Source organism: Pseudomonas sp. FBCC-B1667 (genome assembly GCF_059133255.1).
In genome coordinates, this window is record NZ_CP101437.1 from 3,621,812 (window position 1) to 3,636,595 (window position 14,784).

Annotated in this window: 13 protein-coding genes; 5 read left to right on the forward strand and 8 right to left on the reverse strand. The window is 60.6% G+C overall.

The genetic code is table 11. The features are described from left to right. Positions 1-106 precede the first annotated feature (106 nt). Positions 107-1,213: an enoyl-CoA hydratase/isomerase family protein gene (locus tag NL116_RS16495; RefSeq protein WP_494373104.1), complete on the forward strand. Its 1,107-nt coding sequence runs from the start codon at positions 107-109 to the stop codon at positions 1,211-1,213. 3 nt (positions 1,214-1,216) lie between these two features. After that, the gene (locus NL116_RS16500) at positions 1,217-2,368 is read left to right on the forward strand and encodes an acyl-CoA dehydrogenase family protein (protein WP_494373105.1); all 1,152 of its coding nucleotides are present in this window, start codon (positions 1,217-1,219) and stop codon (positions 2,366-2,368) included. 115 nt (positions 2,369-2,483) lie between these two features. Here the strand turns inward: NL116_RS16500 and NL116_RS16505 are convergent, their stop codons facing one another. The 6 genes from NL116_RS16505 to NL116_RS16530 all read right to left on the reverse strand — a co-directional run bounded on the left by NL116_RS16505 (position 2,484) and on the right by NL116_RS16530 (position 9,372). Then, positions 2,484-3,257 (reverse strand): enoyl-CoA hydratase, encoded by a 774-nt coding sequence (locus NL116_RS16505; protein ID WP_494373106.1) that lies wholly within the window; start codon positions 3,255-3,257, stop codon positions 2,484-2,486. 13 nt (positions 3,258-3,270) lie between these two features. Then, positions 3,271-4,398: an acyl-CoA dehydrogenase gene (locus NL116_RS16510; protein ID WP_494373107.1), complete on the reverse strand. Its 1,128-nt coding sequence runs from the start codon at positions 4,396-4,398 to the stop codon at positions 3,271-3,273. Between the two features lie 134 nt (positions 4,399-4,532). After that, positions 4,533-5,726: an acetyl-CoA C-acyltransferase gene (locus NL116_RS16515; RefSeq protein ID WP_494373108.1), complete on the reverse strand. Its 1,194-nt coding sequence runs from the start codon at positions 5,724-5,726 to the stop codon at positions 4,533-4,535. Between the two features lie 12 nt (positions 5,727-5,738). Further along, the gene (locus NL116_RS16520) at positions 5,739-6,500 is read right to left on the reverse strand and encodes an SDR family NAD(P)-dependent oxidoreductase (protein WP_494373109.1); all 762 of its coding nucleotides are present in this window, start codon (positions 6,498-6,500) and stop codon (positions 5,739-5,741) included. Between the two features lie 16 nt (positions 6,501-6,516). Beyond that, entirely contained in the window at positions 6,517-8,181 is a 1,665-nt protein-coding gene (locus tag NL116_RS16525) for an AMP-binding protein (protein ID WP_494373110.1), read from the reverse strand. A gap of 174 nt (positions 8,182-8,355) precedes the next feature. Then, complete coding sequence (locus NL116_RS16530; protein WP_494373111.1) at positions 8,356-9,372, reverse strand: AraC family transcriptional regulator; 1,017 nt, start codon at positions 9,370-9,372, stop codon at positions 8,356-8,358. Between the two features lie 189 nt (positions 9,373-9,561). Here NL116_RS16530 and NL116_RS16535 point away from each other — a divergent pair, with 189 nt between their 5' ends. Then, the gene (locus NL116_RS16535; protein WP_494373112.1) at positions 9,562-10,779 is read left to right on the forward strand and encodes an MFS transporter; all 1,218 of its coding nucleotides are present in this window, start codon (positions 9,562-9,564) and stop codon (positions 10,777-10,779) included. Here NL116_RS16535 and pssA read toward each other — a convergent pair. Next, positions 10,736-12,079, reverse strand: coding sequence for a CDP-diacylglycerol--serine O-phosphatidyltransferase (pssA, locus tag NL116_RS16540; RefSeq protein ID WP_494373113.1), 1,344 nt, complete (start codon positions 12,077-12,079; stop codon positions 10,736-10,738). The two genes, NL116_RS16535 and pssA, sit on opposite strands and share 44 nt — an antisense overlap. A gap of 214 nt (positions 12,080-12,293) precedes the next feature. On the opposite strand from pssA, the gene NL116_RS16545 reads away from it, so the two are divergent. Both NL116_RS16545 and NL116_RS16550 read left to right on the forward strand, forming a co-directional pair. Next, positions 12,294-12,857: a TetR/AcrR family transcriptional regulator gene (locus tag NL116_RS16545; RefSeq protein WP_494373114.1), complete on the forward strand. Its 564-nt coding sequence runs from the start codon at positions 12,294-12,296 to the stop codon at positions 12,855-12,857. A 56-nt stretch (positions 12,858-12,913) separates the two neighbouring features. Then, a complete protein-coding gene (locus NL116_RS16550; protein WP_494373115.1) occupies positions 12,914-13,390 on the forward strand; it encodes a nuclear transport factor 2 family protein in 477 nt (158 codons plus the stop codon). A 124-nt stretch (positions 13,391-13,514) separates the two neighbouring features. Here NL116_RS16550 and sfnG read toward each other — a convergent pair whose 3' ends face one another. Next, positions 13,515-14,609, reverse strand: coding sequence for a dimethylsulfone monooxygenase SfnG (sfnG, locus tag NL116_RS16555; RefSeq protein WP_494373116.1), 1,095 nt, complete (start codon positions 14,607-14,609; stop codon positions 13,515-13,517). Between the last annotated feature and the right edge of the window lie 175 nt (positions 14,610-14,784).

A 14,784-nucleotide genomic window follows, 5' to 3' on the forward strand; every position in this document is an offset into this window, starting at 1 on the left:
AGCCTGCACATATCCCGGTTGTACATCACAAATTTGCACTGGTACGATCCTGCATCGCTCGCGCGCGAGCGTCTCTATAAAGAACAATAAAAGCAGGGAGTTAGTGATGACTGCTCAGGTTTCATCGAAGGGGACTTCGTCCATGGATGCCACGCAAAACGAAGTGCTGGCCGAGGTTCGCAACCACATCGGTCACCTGACCCTCAACCGCCCCGCCGGCCTCAATGCCCTGACCCTGGACATGGTGCGTAACCTGCAGCGTCAACTCGACGCCTGGGCCGAGGATTCGCAGGTGCACGCGGTGGTGCTGCGCGGTGCCGGCGAAAAAGCCTTCTGTGCCGGCGGCGATATTCGCTCGCTGTATGACAGCTTCAAAAGTGGCGACACGCTGCACCAGGATTTCTTCGTCGAGGAATACGCCCTCGACCTCGCCATCCACCATTACCGCAAACCCGTGCTCGCCTTGATGGATGGGTTCGTCCTGGGCGGCGGTATGGGCCTGGTGCAAGGCGCTGATCTGCGCGTGGTCACGGAAAAAAGCCGCCTGGCGATGCCGGAAGTCGGCATCGGCTATTTCCCGGACGTCGGTGGCAGCTACTTCCTGCCACGCATTCCCGGTGAGCTGGGACTGTACCTCGGCGTCAGCGGTGTGCAGATTCGTGCGGCGGATGCGCTCTACTGCGGGCTGGCCGACTGGTACCTGGAGAGCGAAAAACTGGCCGTGCTCGACGACAGACTCGATAAGCTCGACTGGCAAGACTCGCCGCTCAAAGACCTGCAAGGCTTGCTGGCCAGACTTGCGGTGCAGCATCTGGCCGACGCCCCTTTGAAAGCGTTGCGCCCGGCCATCGACCACTTCTTCGCCTTGCCTGATGTGCCGAGTATGGTTGAGCAACTGCGTGAAGTGACGATTGCCGACAGTCATGAGTGGGCACTGACCACCGCCGACCTGCTGGACAGCCGTTCTCCGCTGGCCATGGGCGTAACCCTGGAAATGCTCCGTCGGGGACGGCACTTGAGTCTGGAAGACTGCTTCGCACTTGAGCTGCACCTGGACCGCCAATGGTTCGAGCGCGGCGACCTGATCGAAGGCGTACGCGCCTTGCTGATCGACAAAGACAAGAATCCGCGCTGGAACCCGCCGACCTTGCAGGCGCTCGACGCCGAGCATGTCGCGAGTTTCTTCACCGGCCTTGATGAGAGCGGGAACTGAGCCATGCACGATATCGAATTGAGCGAAGAGCAAGTCATGATCCGCGACATGGCCCGGGACTTTGCCCGCGGCGAAATCGCACCCCACGCACAGGCTTGGGAAAAGGCTGGCTGGATCGACGACGGTCTGGTGGCGAAGATGGGTGAACTCGGGCTTCTGGGCATGGTGGTGCCTGAAGAATGGGGCGGCACCTATGTCGACTACGTGGCCTACGCTTTGGCCGTGGAGGAGATTTCCGCGGGCGACGGCGCTACCGGTGCGCTGATGAGCATTCACAACTCGGTCGGGTGCGGCCCCGTTTTGAACTACGGCACTGAAGCACAGAAACAAACCTGGTTGCCGGATCTGGCCAGCGGCCAGGCCATCGGCTGCTTCTGCCTGACCGAACCACAAGCCGGCTCCGAAGCGCACAACCTGCGCACCCGTGCTGAACTGCGCGACGGCCAATGGGTGATCAACGGCGCCAAGCAATTTGTCAGCAACGGCAAGCGGGCGAAATTGGCGATTGTGTTTGCCGTGACCGATCCAGACCTGGGTAAACGCGGCATTTCGGCTTTCCTGGTGCCAACTGACACCGCCGGTTTTATCGTCGATCGCACTGAACACAAGATGGGCATCCGTGCCTCCGACACCTGCGCGGTGACGCTGAACAACTGCACCATTCCTGAAGCCAACCTGCTGGGTGAGCGCGGCAAAGGCCTGTCCATCGCCCTGTCCAACCTGGAGGGGGGTCGTATCGGCATCGCCGCGCAGGCCTTGGGCATTGCCCGCGCCGCGTTCGAAGCGGCGCTGGCGTATGCGCGGGATCGAGTGCAATTCGACAAGCCGATCATCGAACACCAAAGCATCGCCAACATGCTCGCCGACATGCACATGCAGCTGAACGCCGCGCGATTGCTCATCCTGCACGCGGCGCGCCTGCGCACCGCCGGCAAACCCTGCCTGTCGCAAGCCTCACAGGCCAAGCTGTTTGCGTCGGAAATGGCCGAAAAGGTGTGCTCGTCCGCGATTCAGATTCATGGCGGTTATGGGTATCTGGAAGACTATCCAGTGGAGAAATACTACCGGGATGCGCGAATTACGCAGATCTACGAAGGGTCGAGCGAGATACAGCGCATGGTGATCGCCCGCGAGCTCAAAAACTATCTGGTCTGAAGTCTAAAAACATCGCGGGCAAGCCAGGCTCCCACAGGTTATGTGTCAATGGAAAGGACACCGATAACCTGTGGGAGCCTGGCTTGCCCGCGATGGCGTCAGTCAAAACGCCGCCTTACTTACCTTCGAACTCAGCCTCACGCTTGGCAATAAACGCCGCCATCCCTTCCTTCTGATCCTGCGTCGCAAACGCCGCATGGAACACCCGACGCTCAAAGCGCACACCTTCGGACAGGCTCACTTCGAACGCGCGGTTTACGCTTTCCTTGACCATCATCGCAATCGGCAGCGACTTCTTCGCGATCAAAGCCGCAACTTTCAACGCTTCGTCCAGTAGTTCATCGGCCGGCACGATCCGCGCGACGATGCCGCAACGCTCCGCTTCCACCGCGTCGATCAAACGCCCGCTCAGGCACATTTCCATGGCCTTGGCCTTGCCCACGGCGCGGGTCAGGCGTTGAGTACCGCCCATGCCCGGGAGCACGCCGAGGTTGATTTCCGGCTGGCCAAATTTGGCGTTGTCGCCCGCCAGGATGAAGTCGCACATCAGCGCCAGTTCGCAGCCACCGCCGAGGGCAAAACCGTTGACCGCCGCGATGATCGGCTTGCGGCGGTTGGCCACGCGATCGCTGTCGCTGAACAGGTCGTCGAGGTAGATTTGCGGGTAAGTCAGCTCGGCCATTTCCTTGATGTCGGCGCCGGCGGCGAAGGCTTTTTTCGAGCCGGTCAGCACGATGCAACCGATGTTCGAATCGGCTTCCAGGCCATCGAGGGCGTGGTTCACTTCGCTGACGAGCTGCGCGTTCAACGCGTTCAAGGCTTGCGGACGGTTGAGAGTGATCAGGCCGACGCGGCCATGGGTTTCCAGCAAAATCGTTTCGTACGTCATAAAGATTTCCTTCTTAAAGATTGCGCGAAATAACCATGCGCTGAATATCGCTGGTGCCTTCGTAGATCTGGCACACCCGCACGTCGCGGTAGATGCGCTCCAGCGGGAAGTCGTTCAGGTAACCGTAACCGCCGAGGGTTTGCAACGCTGACGAGCAGACCTTCTCGGCCATTTCCGACGCGAACAACTTGGCCATCGACGCCTCGACCAGAGCCGGTTTGCCACTGTCTCGCAGCGCGGCGGCGTAATGCACCATTTGCCGGGCGACAGCGATTTGCGTCGCCATGTCCGCCAAACGGAAAGCGACCGCCTGATGTTCGATGATCGGCTTGCCGAAGCTTTCGCGCTCGCGGGCGTAATCGCGAGCTGCTTCAAACGCGGCACGGGCCATGCCCACCGATTGCGAAGCGATGCCGACGCGCCCACCTTCCAGGTTGGCCAGGGCGATGCGGTAACCTTCACCCTCTTCGCCCAAACGGTTGGCCACCGGCACTTTCACGTCTTCGAACAGAATCTGGCAGGTGTCGGACGCGTGCTGACCGAGTTTGTCCTCGACCCGCGCGACTGTGTAGCCCGGCGAATCGGTGGGCACGATCAGCGCGGTGATCCCGCGTTTGCCGGCACTGGGGTCCGTTACCGCAAACACAATCACCACCCCGGCATTCTGCCCGGAGGTGATGAACTGTTTGCAGCCGTTGAGTACGTAGTGATCGCCGTTGAGCTTGGCGCGGGTTTTCAGGCCACTGGCGTCGGATCCGGCCTGGGGTTCGGTCAGGGCAAAGGCGCCGAGCATCGAACCGCTGGCCAGCGGTTTGAGGAAACGTTCTTTTTGTTCGTCGGTGCCGTACTTGAGGATCGGCACGCAACCCACCGAGTTGTGCACGCTCATGATCGTCGAGCAGGCGCCGTCGCCGGCGGCGATTTCTTCCAGGGCCATGGCGTAGGCCAGGTAACCGGTGTCGCAACCGCCCCACTCTTCGGGTACCAACATGCCGAAGAAGCCCAGCTCGGCCATTTCGCCGATGGCTTCCTTCGGAAAGCGATGCTCGCGGTCCCACTCGGCGGCGAAGGGCTTCAGCCGCTCCTGAGCGAATTGCCGGGCGGCTTCGCTGATCTGCAGTTGTTCGTCATTGGGAATCATGGTGAATCCTTAATTCGGGTAATGCGCAGAACCTGTGAGAGCGAGCCTGCTCGCAAACGCGGTGTGTCGTCCAACATCAATGCTGACTGACAAGTCCCCTTCGCGAGCAGGCTCGCACACATGGATCGCATTCATCAGTACAGGCATTCCACAGCCATGGCAGTCGCTTCGCCGCCGCCAATGCAGATCGCTGCGACGCCGCGTTTCAGGCCTTTCTGGCGCAACGCCGAGAGCAAGGTCACGATAATCCGCGCGCCGGACGCACCAATCGGGTGGCCCAACGCACAGGCGCCGCCGTGGATGTTGACCTTCTCGTGGGGGATTTCCAGTTTGCTCATGGTCACCAGGCTGACCACCGCGAAGGCTTCGTTGATTTCAAACAACTCGACTTCGTCCAGCGACCAACCGGTTTTCTTGATCAGCTTCTTGATCGCGCCGACCGGCGCCACCGGGAACAGGCCCGGCGTATCGGCAAACGCCGCGTGGCCATGGATCACGGCCAGTGGCTTGAGGCCACGCTTCTCGGCTTCGGAACGCCGCATCAATACGAGTGCCGCCGCGCCGTCGGAGATCGAGCTGGAGTTGGCCGCCGTCACGGTGCCGCCATCACGAAATGCCGGTTTCAGCGAGGCGATCTTGTCCAGTTTGGCTTTCGGTGGCTGTTCGTCGTTGCTGATCAGCGACTGTTCTTTGCCGACGGTAACGGTCAGCGGCACGATCTCGGCCTTGAAGCTGCCGTCCTTGATCGCCTGTTGTGCGCGGGTGGTCGAGGCAATGGCAAACGCATCCTGAGCTTCGCGGCTGAAGCCATTGGTCTCGGCGCAATCCTCGGCGAAGGTGCCCATCAGGCGGCCCTTGTCGTAGGCGTCTTCGAGGCCGTCGAGGAACATCGAATCCAGCACCCGACCATGGCCCATGCGGTAACCGCTACGTGCGCGGTCCAGCAGGTACGGCGAGTTGGACATGCTTTCCATACCACCGGCGATCACCACATCGGCACTGCCGGCGACCAGCATGTCGTGGGCGAGGATCGTGGTTTCCATGCCGGAACCGCACATCTTGTTCACGGTGGTGCAACGGGTCGATTTATCCAGCCCGGCACCCAGTGCAGCCTGGCGTGCCGGCGCCTGGCCGAGGCCGGCGGGCAACACGCAACCGAACAGCACTTCATCGACGGCATCAGAGGCGACACCGGCACGTTCGACGGCGGCTTTGATCGCAGCGGCGCCGAGTTGCGGTGCGGTCAGGCTTTTCAGTTCGCCCTGAAAACCGCCCATCGGGGTGCGGACGGCGCTGACAATAACAATCGGATCGTTGGAAAGGGTCATGACAAATCCTCCTTACTTGGCGGCCATGCGCAGGGCACCGTCGAGACGGATCACCTCGCCGTTGAGCATGCTGTTTTCAATGATATGCCGGACCAGTGCGGCGTACTCGCCGGGTTTGCCCAGGCGCGGCGGGAATGGCACGCCAGCGGCCAGCGAATCGCGGACTTCCTGGGTCATGCCGGCCATCATCGGTGTTTCGAAAATGCCGGGGGCGATGGTCATCACCCGGATGCCAAAGCGCGCCAGTTCACGCGCGGCGGGTAAGGTCAGGCTGACGATTGCACCTTTGGACGCAGCATAAGCCGCCTGGCCGATCTGGCCGTCATAGGCAGCGGCCGAGGCCGTGTTGATGATCACGCCGCGTTCGCCATCGGCGTCCGGCTGGGTTTCGGCGATAGCGGCCGAGGCCAGGCGCAGCATGTTGAAGCTACCGATCAAGTTGACGTTGATCACCTGGCTGAAACTGGCCAATGCATGCGGGCCGTTCTTGCCGAGGATTTTCTCGCCACGCACGATGCCGGCGCAGTTAACCAGACCGTTGAGGCCACCGAAGGCGTTGACCGTCTCCTGCACTGCCGCTTGCGCCGCTGCTTCGTTGCTGATGTCCGCGACCACGCTTTGCGCGCCCAGTCGCTGGGCTTGCGCCGTCACGGCCTCGGCATTCATGTCCACCAGCATCACTTTGGCGCCGGCCGCAACCAGCATTTCAGCCGTGGCGGCACCCAGGCCGGAAGCACCGCCGGTGACGAGAAAAACCTTGTTTTCGATCTGCATCATTGTTTCCTTGGATTCAAGCTGAAACGTTCTTCGCGGCGGCCTCTTGAGCCTTGGCGATTTCCTGGTTGCGCAAGATAAAGCGCTGCAATTTGCCGCTTGGGGTTTTCGGCAACTCGCTGACAAATTCGATTTCACGAGGATAGGAATGCGCCGCCAGACGCTTGCGCACATGCTGGCGCAGTTCTTCGGCCAGCTCCGGCGTGGCGCGGTATTGCTCGCTGATCACGACGAAGGCCTTGACCAGTTCCGTGCGTTCCGGATCCGGTTTGCCGACCACCGCCGCCTCGACCACGGCCGGGTGCTCGATCAACGCACTTTCCACGTCGAACGGGCCGACGCGGTAGCCGGACGTGGTGATTACGTCATCGCTGCGACCGACGAAACTGATGCTGCCATCCGGGTTCCACTCCACGGTGTCACCACTCAAATAATAGTCGCCGACGAACGCTTTGGTCGGCGCGCCTTCATAGCCGTTGAACCAGCACATCGGCGATTGGGTGCGGTCAATGGCCAGAATGCCGGGCTGACCGACACCGAGCTCCTTGTATTCTTCGTCTAGCACCACGATGCGGTGGCCAGGCGAGGCAAAACCAGCCGCACCTACATGGACCGGGTGTGCCAGTGCGTGGTGATTGCACAGGACCATGCCCAGCTCGGTCTGGCCGTAATGATCATGAATGACAACGTCGAGGTTGTCGGCAAACCAGCGGATCACTTCCGGGTTCAGCGGTTCGCCGGCGCTGCTGACGATGCGCAGCTTGCCCTTGATCGACTTGGCGAACTCATCGCCGCCCGCGATCAGCAAACGGTAAGCGGTCGGCGATCCGGTGAGGTTGGTGATCCCGTATTTATTGATCACGCGGCAGGTGCTTTCGAGGGTGAACGGGCCATCGTAAAAGGTGATCGGATGCCCCATCGACAGCGGTCCGGTGACGCCGAAATAGATGCCGTAGGCCCAGCCCGGGTCGGCGACGTTCCAGAACGCGTCCTCGGGACGCAAATCCACGGCGTCGCGGGTGTAGCTCTGGAACGCAACAATGGCTTTCAGTGGCACGGACAAGGCTTTCGAAGGGCCGGTGGTGCCCGAGGTGAACATCAGCAGGAACGGGTCTTCGCCAGTCAGCAAAACGGGCTCGCATTCGACAGAATAGTTGGCCAGCTCGGCCCAGAAGCTGTAGTCGCCACGGACGATGCCCTGACCTTTGGCGCCACCGACGGTGACCGTGGTCGGGCAGTCGGCGATTTCATCCAGTTTCGAGCGATTGACCGCGTCGGTCACCACGACCTTCGCACCTGAACTGCCAAGACGGTGTTCGATGGCTTTGGGACCGAAGGCGGTAAACAGCGGCTGATACACCGCGCCGATGCGCCAGGTGGCGAACACTGTGATCAATAATTCGATGTTACGTGGCAAAAGACCGGCGACCTTGTCGCCCTTCTTCACCCCTTGGGCCAGCAGGAAATTGGCAAAACGCGCAGCGTTGTCCTGCAGGTCGCTGAAGGTGTACGTGGCGCTGGCACCATCGCGACCTTCCCAGAACAGTGCAATGCGCCCCGGCAAGGCATGCCGGTCGCAACACTCGACACAGGCGTTGAGCGCCTGCAGGGAACCGCTGAGCGCGGCATCGACGGTGTGCTGATAATCGAACGGTGATGTGGCAGACAAGTAATCGCGCATTGCCAGAATCCCTCTGTATTTTTATTGGTTGGGGGAACCGTAAAAACCAGGGAAATACTCGCTCTGCGAGCAGAACGGGGCAATGGTCAAAGTTATCAAGTTGCGTGACTGCTTTGGCCAAGGTTTGAGGTGTGGGTTACCTCAAATGGCCCCTTCGCGAGTGCACGCTTTGGCTCAGTGCGCTTCGTTCAGAATCAGACTGCGGTAATGCCCCGGGTTAGACCCCGACCACTTGCGAAACGCCTTGTAGAACGAACTGGCATCGGCAAATCCCAACCGTGTCGCGATCTCGGCGAAGCTGATGCTCGGCTCTGCCAGCCAGACGATGGCCAACTCCTTGCGCACGCTGTCCTTGAGCCCTTGATAGGTCTGCCCTTCTTCTGCCAGGCGCCGGCGCAAGGTCGAGGCTGACATACACAGTTGTTGCGCCAAGGGTTCAGTCTCGGGCCACTGTTCGGCGGGGAGTTGCCGCAAGTCCTGTTTGATCCGGCTCGCCAGGCTTTCTGGATCACGGTACTTGACCAGGATATTGGCGGGCGCATGGGCGAGGAACCGCTTGAGTTCTTCCGGGCTGCGCTTGATTGGAAAATCCAGGCAGCCGGCCGAGAAAATCATCCGGGTGCGCGGTCGGTCAAAGCGCAGGTTCTCGGAGAACATCACCTGGTAGTCATCGCAAAAGTCCGGCGCGGCGCAGCGCAGTTCAATGGCCAGGATTGGAATCCGCCGCCCGGCCAGCCAGCAGGCAACGCCGTGGACGATCATCCAATAGGTGAAATAGGTGAAGGCACGGCGCGGCTCCTGATCGTCTTCCAGCAAGACGATTTCGGCCAGGCTTTGCTGGCGAACCAGTTGCGCGGGCAAGTGTTCAAGCATCAACGACAGAAAGCTCAGGCCTGACGTCAGCCCAGCGGCGAGGCTCGGCTGGACCATCGAGCAGCGGCACAGAAACGCCAGGCTGCCGGACTTGAGCTTGCGCGGGTCCATGCCAAAAAACTCGTCATCGCCGCGTCGTGCCAGCAAGCGCCAGAGCCGCGCATAGGCGGTAGCCGGAACACGGGCATCGGTGGTCTGCAGCCAGGCCGGATCAATGCCGACCTTGTTCAACACTTCGTCGGTAGCGTGGCCGGGGGCGCAACTTTGCAGCAGCGCTTCGCGCACCAGTTGAATGGAGATGGTGTCTTTTTCCGACATGGAGCGCGGTGAACCCTGTTGTTTTTTTGAGTGTGGGCATCTTACCGCAGCCCATCCCTTGTGGGAGATGCCTTGTAGGAGTGAGCCTGCTCGCGATGGCAATATCACTGGCACCGATATTCCTCCTGCCGTCCCCATACCCGCGCTACCATCCCCCGCAAACTATAAAAGCTCACGGAAGACTCATCCATGACCACCCCCGCCTTCGACCTGCGCCCATTAATGGTCGCCAACATGGCCTGCTCCATGTCGATGATGGCGTTCGTCTCGCTGATCGGCCCGATTGCCCGGGTGCTGGGCCTGGCCACGTGGCAGGCCGGTGCGGCGGTGACGGTGTCCGGAGTGATCTGGATGCTGCTGGCCCGCCCGTGGGGCCAGGCCAGCGACCGCTATGGCCGGCGCCGGATCCTGTTGATCGCCACCGCTGGTTTCACCCTCGCCTATTGGGCCTTGTGCCTGTTCATCGACGCCTCATTGCAGTTCTTGCCGTCGGCGCTGTTGGGGTTCATCGGTTTGATGATCGGCCGTGGCTTGATCGGCGTGTTCTACGCTGCCATCCCGGTGGGAGGCAACGCGTTGATCGCCGACAACATCGAACCCCAGCACCGCGCCAAAGCCATGGCGGCATTGGGGGCCGCCAACGCCTGTGGTCTGGTGATCGGGCCGGCTATCGCCGCGCTGCTCTCGCGGTTCAGTTTGAGCCTGCCGTTCTACGCCATGGCCGTCCTGCCGTTGCTGGCCTTTCTGGTGTTGCGCTTCAAGCTCAAGGGCCAGGAATTGCACCTGCGGCAAGTGCCGCGCAAGGTCCACTTGAATGATCCGCGCCTTCGCCGCCCCATGGCGGTCGCGTTTGTGGCGATGTTGTGCGTGTCGATTGCGCAGATCACCGTCGGCTTCTTCGCCCTCGATCGGCTCCGCATGAGCCCGGCCAACGCAGCGCAAACGGCGGGCATCGCCCTGACCATGGTCGGCTTCGCGCTGATCTGTTCACAACTGATGGTGCGCCGGCTCGAATGGCCGCCGCTGCGGTTGATTCGCGCGGGTGCACTGGTGGCGTCCGTGGGATTTGCCGGCAGTATCCTCGCGAATACCGCGTGGGGCTTGTGGCTGTGCTTTTTCGTTTCGGCGGGCGGGATGGGGCTGATCTTTCCGTCATTCGCAGCGCTGGCGGCGAACGCCGTGGACGCTTCGGAGCAAGGCGCGACAGCGGGCTCAATCGGCGCTGCCCAAGGCTTTGGCGTGGTCATCGGGCCATTGGCAGCCACATTGATCTACGATCTGGAACCGCGCCTGCCCTTTCTCGTCGCCGCCGCGCTACTGCTGCTGGTGGCCCTGTGGCCAAAGCCCCCGGCAGCGCGGCGCCTTACAGAATCCGATAGAGCAACCGCTCGATCCGCACCCGACTGACGCGCGTGAGGAACTTGGCCACCGCGGGTGGGTAATCCAGCAGCGTTTCCAGATCCTGATAACGCTCGATGCGCTTTGTATTCTGGAAAATCTCCACCAGCTCAGCCTTGCGGGGCTCCAGCAACTCGCCTTTCGGGTCATCGATCAGCAGCGCGTTTTCCAGGTCGAGACGGAAGGCTCGCGGGTTGAGGTTGTTGCCGGTCAGCAAGGTGTAGCGCTGATCGATCCACATGCCTTTGAGGTGATAGGTGTTGTCGCCATCGCGCCACAAATGCAGGTTCAGCTTGCCGCTGTCGATGCTGTGTTGATGCTTTTTGGCAAAGCGGCGCAGGCTGATTTCGTAGAGGTACGGCAGCGCGGCGATCACCTTGAATGGCTCACTCGGCGGGATGTAGAAGTCGTTGGCGGTTTTGTCGCCGACCACAATGTCGACCTTCACGCCCCGGCCCAACGCCCGATTGATTTCCCGGGTTACCGCCAGCGGCAGGTTGAAGTACGGCGTGCAGATGGTCAGATGGTGCTGCGCGGTGGCGATCAGCTCGCAAATCACCCGGTTCAATGGATTGTTCTTGCCCACGCCGAGCAACGGGCTGACGCACAAATCGCCTTTGAGCGTGGTGCCGGCCGTGGTGTCGTAGGCGGCGTGCTTGAGGCGGCTGCGCAGGTCGCCGATGTCGTTGCGCAAACTGCGGGTGGTCGGCAGGTTCGGCAAGTCGAGGCGGTGCACGGCTTTGGAGGCGATGAAACCGTGCTGGATCAGGTGCTGCATTGAATTGGCCAGCGCCTGGTTCTGCAACACGTGATAACGGTCAAAGCGGTACTTGTCGAACTTGTGCAGGTACACGTTGTTCAGGCTCGCACCGCTGTAGATCACACAGTCGTCGATCACAAAGCCCTTCAAATGCAGCACACCGAACAGCTCGCGCGTCTGCACCGGCACGCCATACACCGGCACTTCGCTTTCGTGGGTGCGGGTCGCTTCCTGATACCAGGCCGAGTTGCCCGGTTGCTTGCCCGCACCAATCAGGCCGCGCTGGGCGCGCAGCCAGTCCACCACCACGACCACGTCCAGTTGCGGACGCGCCAGTTTGGCGGCGTGCAAAGCATCGAGAATTTCCTGCCCGGCTTCATCCTGTTGCAGGTACAGCGCAACGATATAGATGCGGTGGGTGGCCAGGGCGATTTTCTCCAGCAGGCAGCGACGAAACTCGGCAGCACCTGACAGGATGGTGACGGCATCGGCGGCCAGCGGAAAACTGCGCAGTTTGGGCAGCAGAGAGCGTTTGAAAAGCGACGGCATAGGGCTCGCAGTGGGTCGAATCCGAAGAACTCAAGAGCTTACACCATGGATTGGCTTGGGTCTTCCGGTGTTGTTGAAGTCCCCTTCGCGAGCACGCCCGCTCCCACATTTGAAATGCGTTCCAATGTGCGAGCGAGCGTGCTCGCGAAGGGGCCATGACAGGCAGAAAAATTTTATGTTGACCATGAAGAACGCACGTTCTACTGTTCGCAACATGAACGAACCCACCAGCAATATCACACGCGACATCATTCTGGATGTCACCGAAAAGTTGATCTATAAAAGTGGCATCGCAGCCACCGGCATGGACCTTCTGGTGAAAACCGCCGGCGTCTCCAGAAAAAGTATCTACCGCTACTTCGCCAACAAGGAAGCGTTGACCGTCGCGGCCCTGCAACGCCGCGATGTGCGCTGGATGCACTGGTACAAAACCGCCGTCGACCAGGCTGAAACACCGGCCGACCGCCTTCTCAACCTGTTTACCGTGCTCAAGGCCTGGTTCGCCTCCGACGGCTTTCGCGGCTGTGCTTTCATCAACACCAGTGGCGAAACCGGCGACCCGCAAGACCCGGTCCGTCTCGTCGCCAAGGAACACAAACAGAAACTGCTCGACTACGTGCGCGAACTTTGCACCGAACATGGCGCCAGCGACCCGGAGAAGACGGCCAGACAGCTGCTGATCCTGATCGATGGGGCCATTACCGTGGCGCTTGTCATGGGTGATCACACTGCCGCCGATAATGCGCAATGCATGGCGCGAAAGTTATTGGACCTGTAACACTTCATATAAAGCCCGAAACCTGTTTGAACGTTACTTTTATTGGGAGATTTAACATGTCTAACACTGAAGTTCGTCCGCCATTGCCGCCCTTCACCCGCGAGTCGGCCATCGAAAAAGTTCGCCTGGCCGAAGACGGCTGGAACTCTCGCGACCCGCAGCGGGTGTCGCTGGCCTACACGCTGGACACCCAATGGCGTAACCGCGCCGAGTTCGCCTACAACCGCGAAGAAGCCAAAGGTTTCCTGACCCGTAAATGGGCCAAGGAACTGGATTATCGATTGATCAAGGAACTCTGGGCCTTCACCGGCAATCGCATCGCCGTGCGCTATGCCTATGAATGGCACGATGACTCGGGCAACTGGTTCCGTTCCTACGGTAATGAAAACTGGGAATTTGATGAGAACGGGCTGATGGCTAACCGGTTTGCCTGCATCAATGACCTGCCGATCAAGGAAAGCGAGCGCAAGTTCCGTTGGCCGCTGGGACGCCGGCCGGATGACCATCCGGGCCTGTCGGACCTCGGCCTGTAAGTTCACCTGAATCCAAAGTTGTCGGAGTGAGCCTGCTCGCGATGGCGGTGTATCAGTCAATGTATGTATCGACTGACACTCAGTCATCGCGCGCAGGCTCACTCCTACGGGGAGGTGGTGTGGGTTATGCAGCGGCGGTAGCTGGCGTGGATTGGGCCTTTGCCTCCAGCTCACGTACCAGCGGCAGCACGCGCTGACCGAAATATTCCACCTCTTCCTGAAAGTGCAGAAACCCCGCCAGCACCAGGTCCACACCCACAGCCTTCAGCGCCACGATCCGCTCGGCTATCTGTTGCGGCGTACCTATCAGGTTGGTCTTGAAGCCATCGTTGTATTGCACCAGATCCTCAAACGTCGACTTCGCCCAATTACCCTCACCTTCCGGCGACGCCTTGCCCGCTTGTTTCGCCGCATCACCAAAGGCATTTACCGCCTCCGGATCGGCCTGATCGATGATGTGTGCCAGCACCGCACGCGCCTCTTCTTCGGTGTCCCGAGCGATGACAAACGCATTCACGCCGATTTTCACCGAATGATTATTCGCGGCAGCCTTCACGCGGATGTCGTCGACCTGAGCCTTGATACCTTCCGGCGTATTGCCGTTGGTGAAGTACCAGTCCGACACCCGCGCCGCCATGTCTCGGGCGGCTCGAGAGCTGCCGCCCTGAAAGATTTCCGGCTGGCCGAGCGGCTTGGGTTTGAGGCTGTAGTTATCGAAACGGTAGAAGTCGCCGCGAAAGGTAAAGTTGTCCTGGCTCCAGATCCCCTTGAGCGAACGGATGAACTCCTCGGAACGGCGATAACGCTCGTCATGCTCCAGCCAATGCTCGCCAATGGCCTGAAACTCGCCTTTGAACCAGCCACTGACGATATTCACCGCCACGCGGCCATTGGTCAGTTGATCGATGGTCGCCAACTGCTTGGCCGCCAGCGCCGGTTGCCACGGGCCGGGCAGGATCGCCGCGATCACTTTCAGCGTGGTGGTGGCGGCCAGCAGCGCATGACTGAAGGCCACCGACTCATGCTGGTATTCGGCGCCGTAACCGGCCGTGAAACGGATTTGGGTCAGGGCATAGTCGAATCCTGCGGCTTCGGCCAGTTGCGCCAGTTTGCGGTTGTAGTCGATGCCCCAGTGGGTGCGCTGTTCGATCTTGCTGACCACCAGCCCGCCGCTGACGTTCGGCACCCAGTAGGCAAATTTGACGGCTTGCTGACTCATTGGCATGTCCTCGGAACCAGGGATGTACCAAGGGACAGAGCAGCAAGCGTGCCAGTGTTGAAATGGCGATTTTATGGGGGGTTCAGGGGGATTGGCTGTCGGGCAACGAGGCGATTTGTCGATGGACTGTTGGCGGGGCAACAGTTGCGACTGGGAGTCGGCCTTCGCGAGCAGG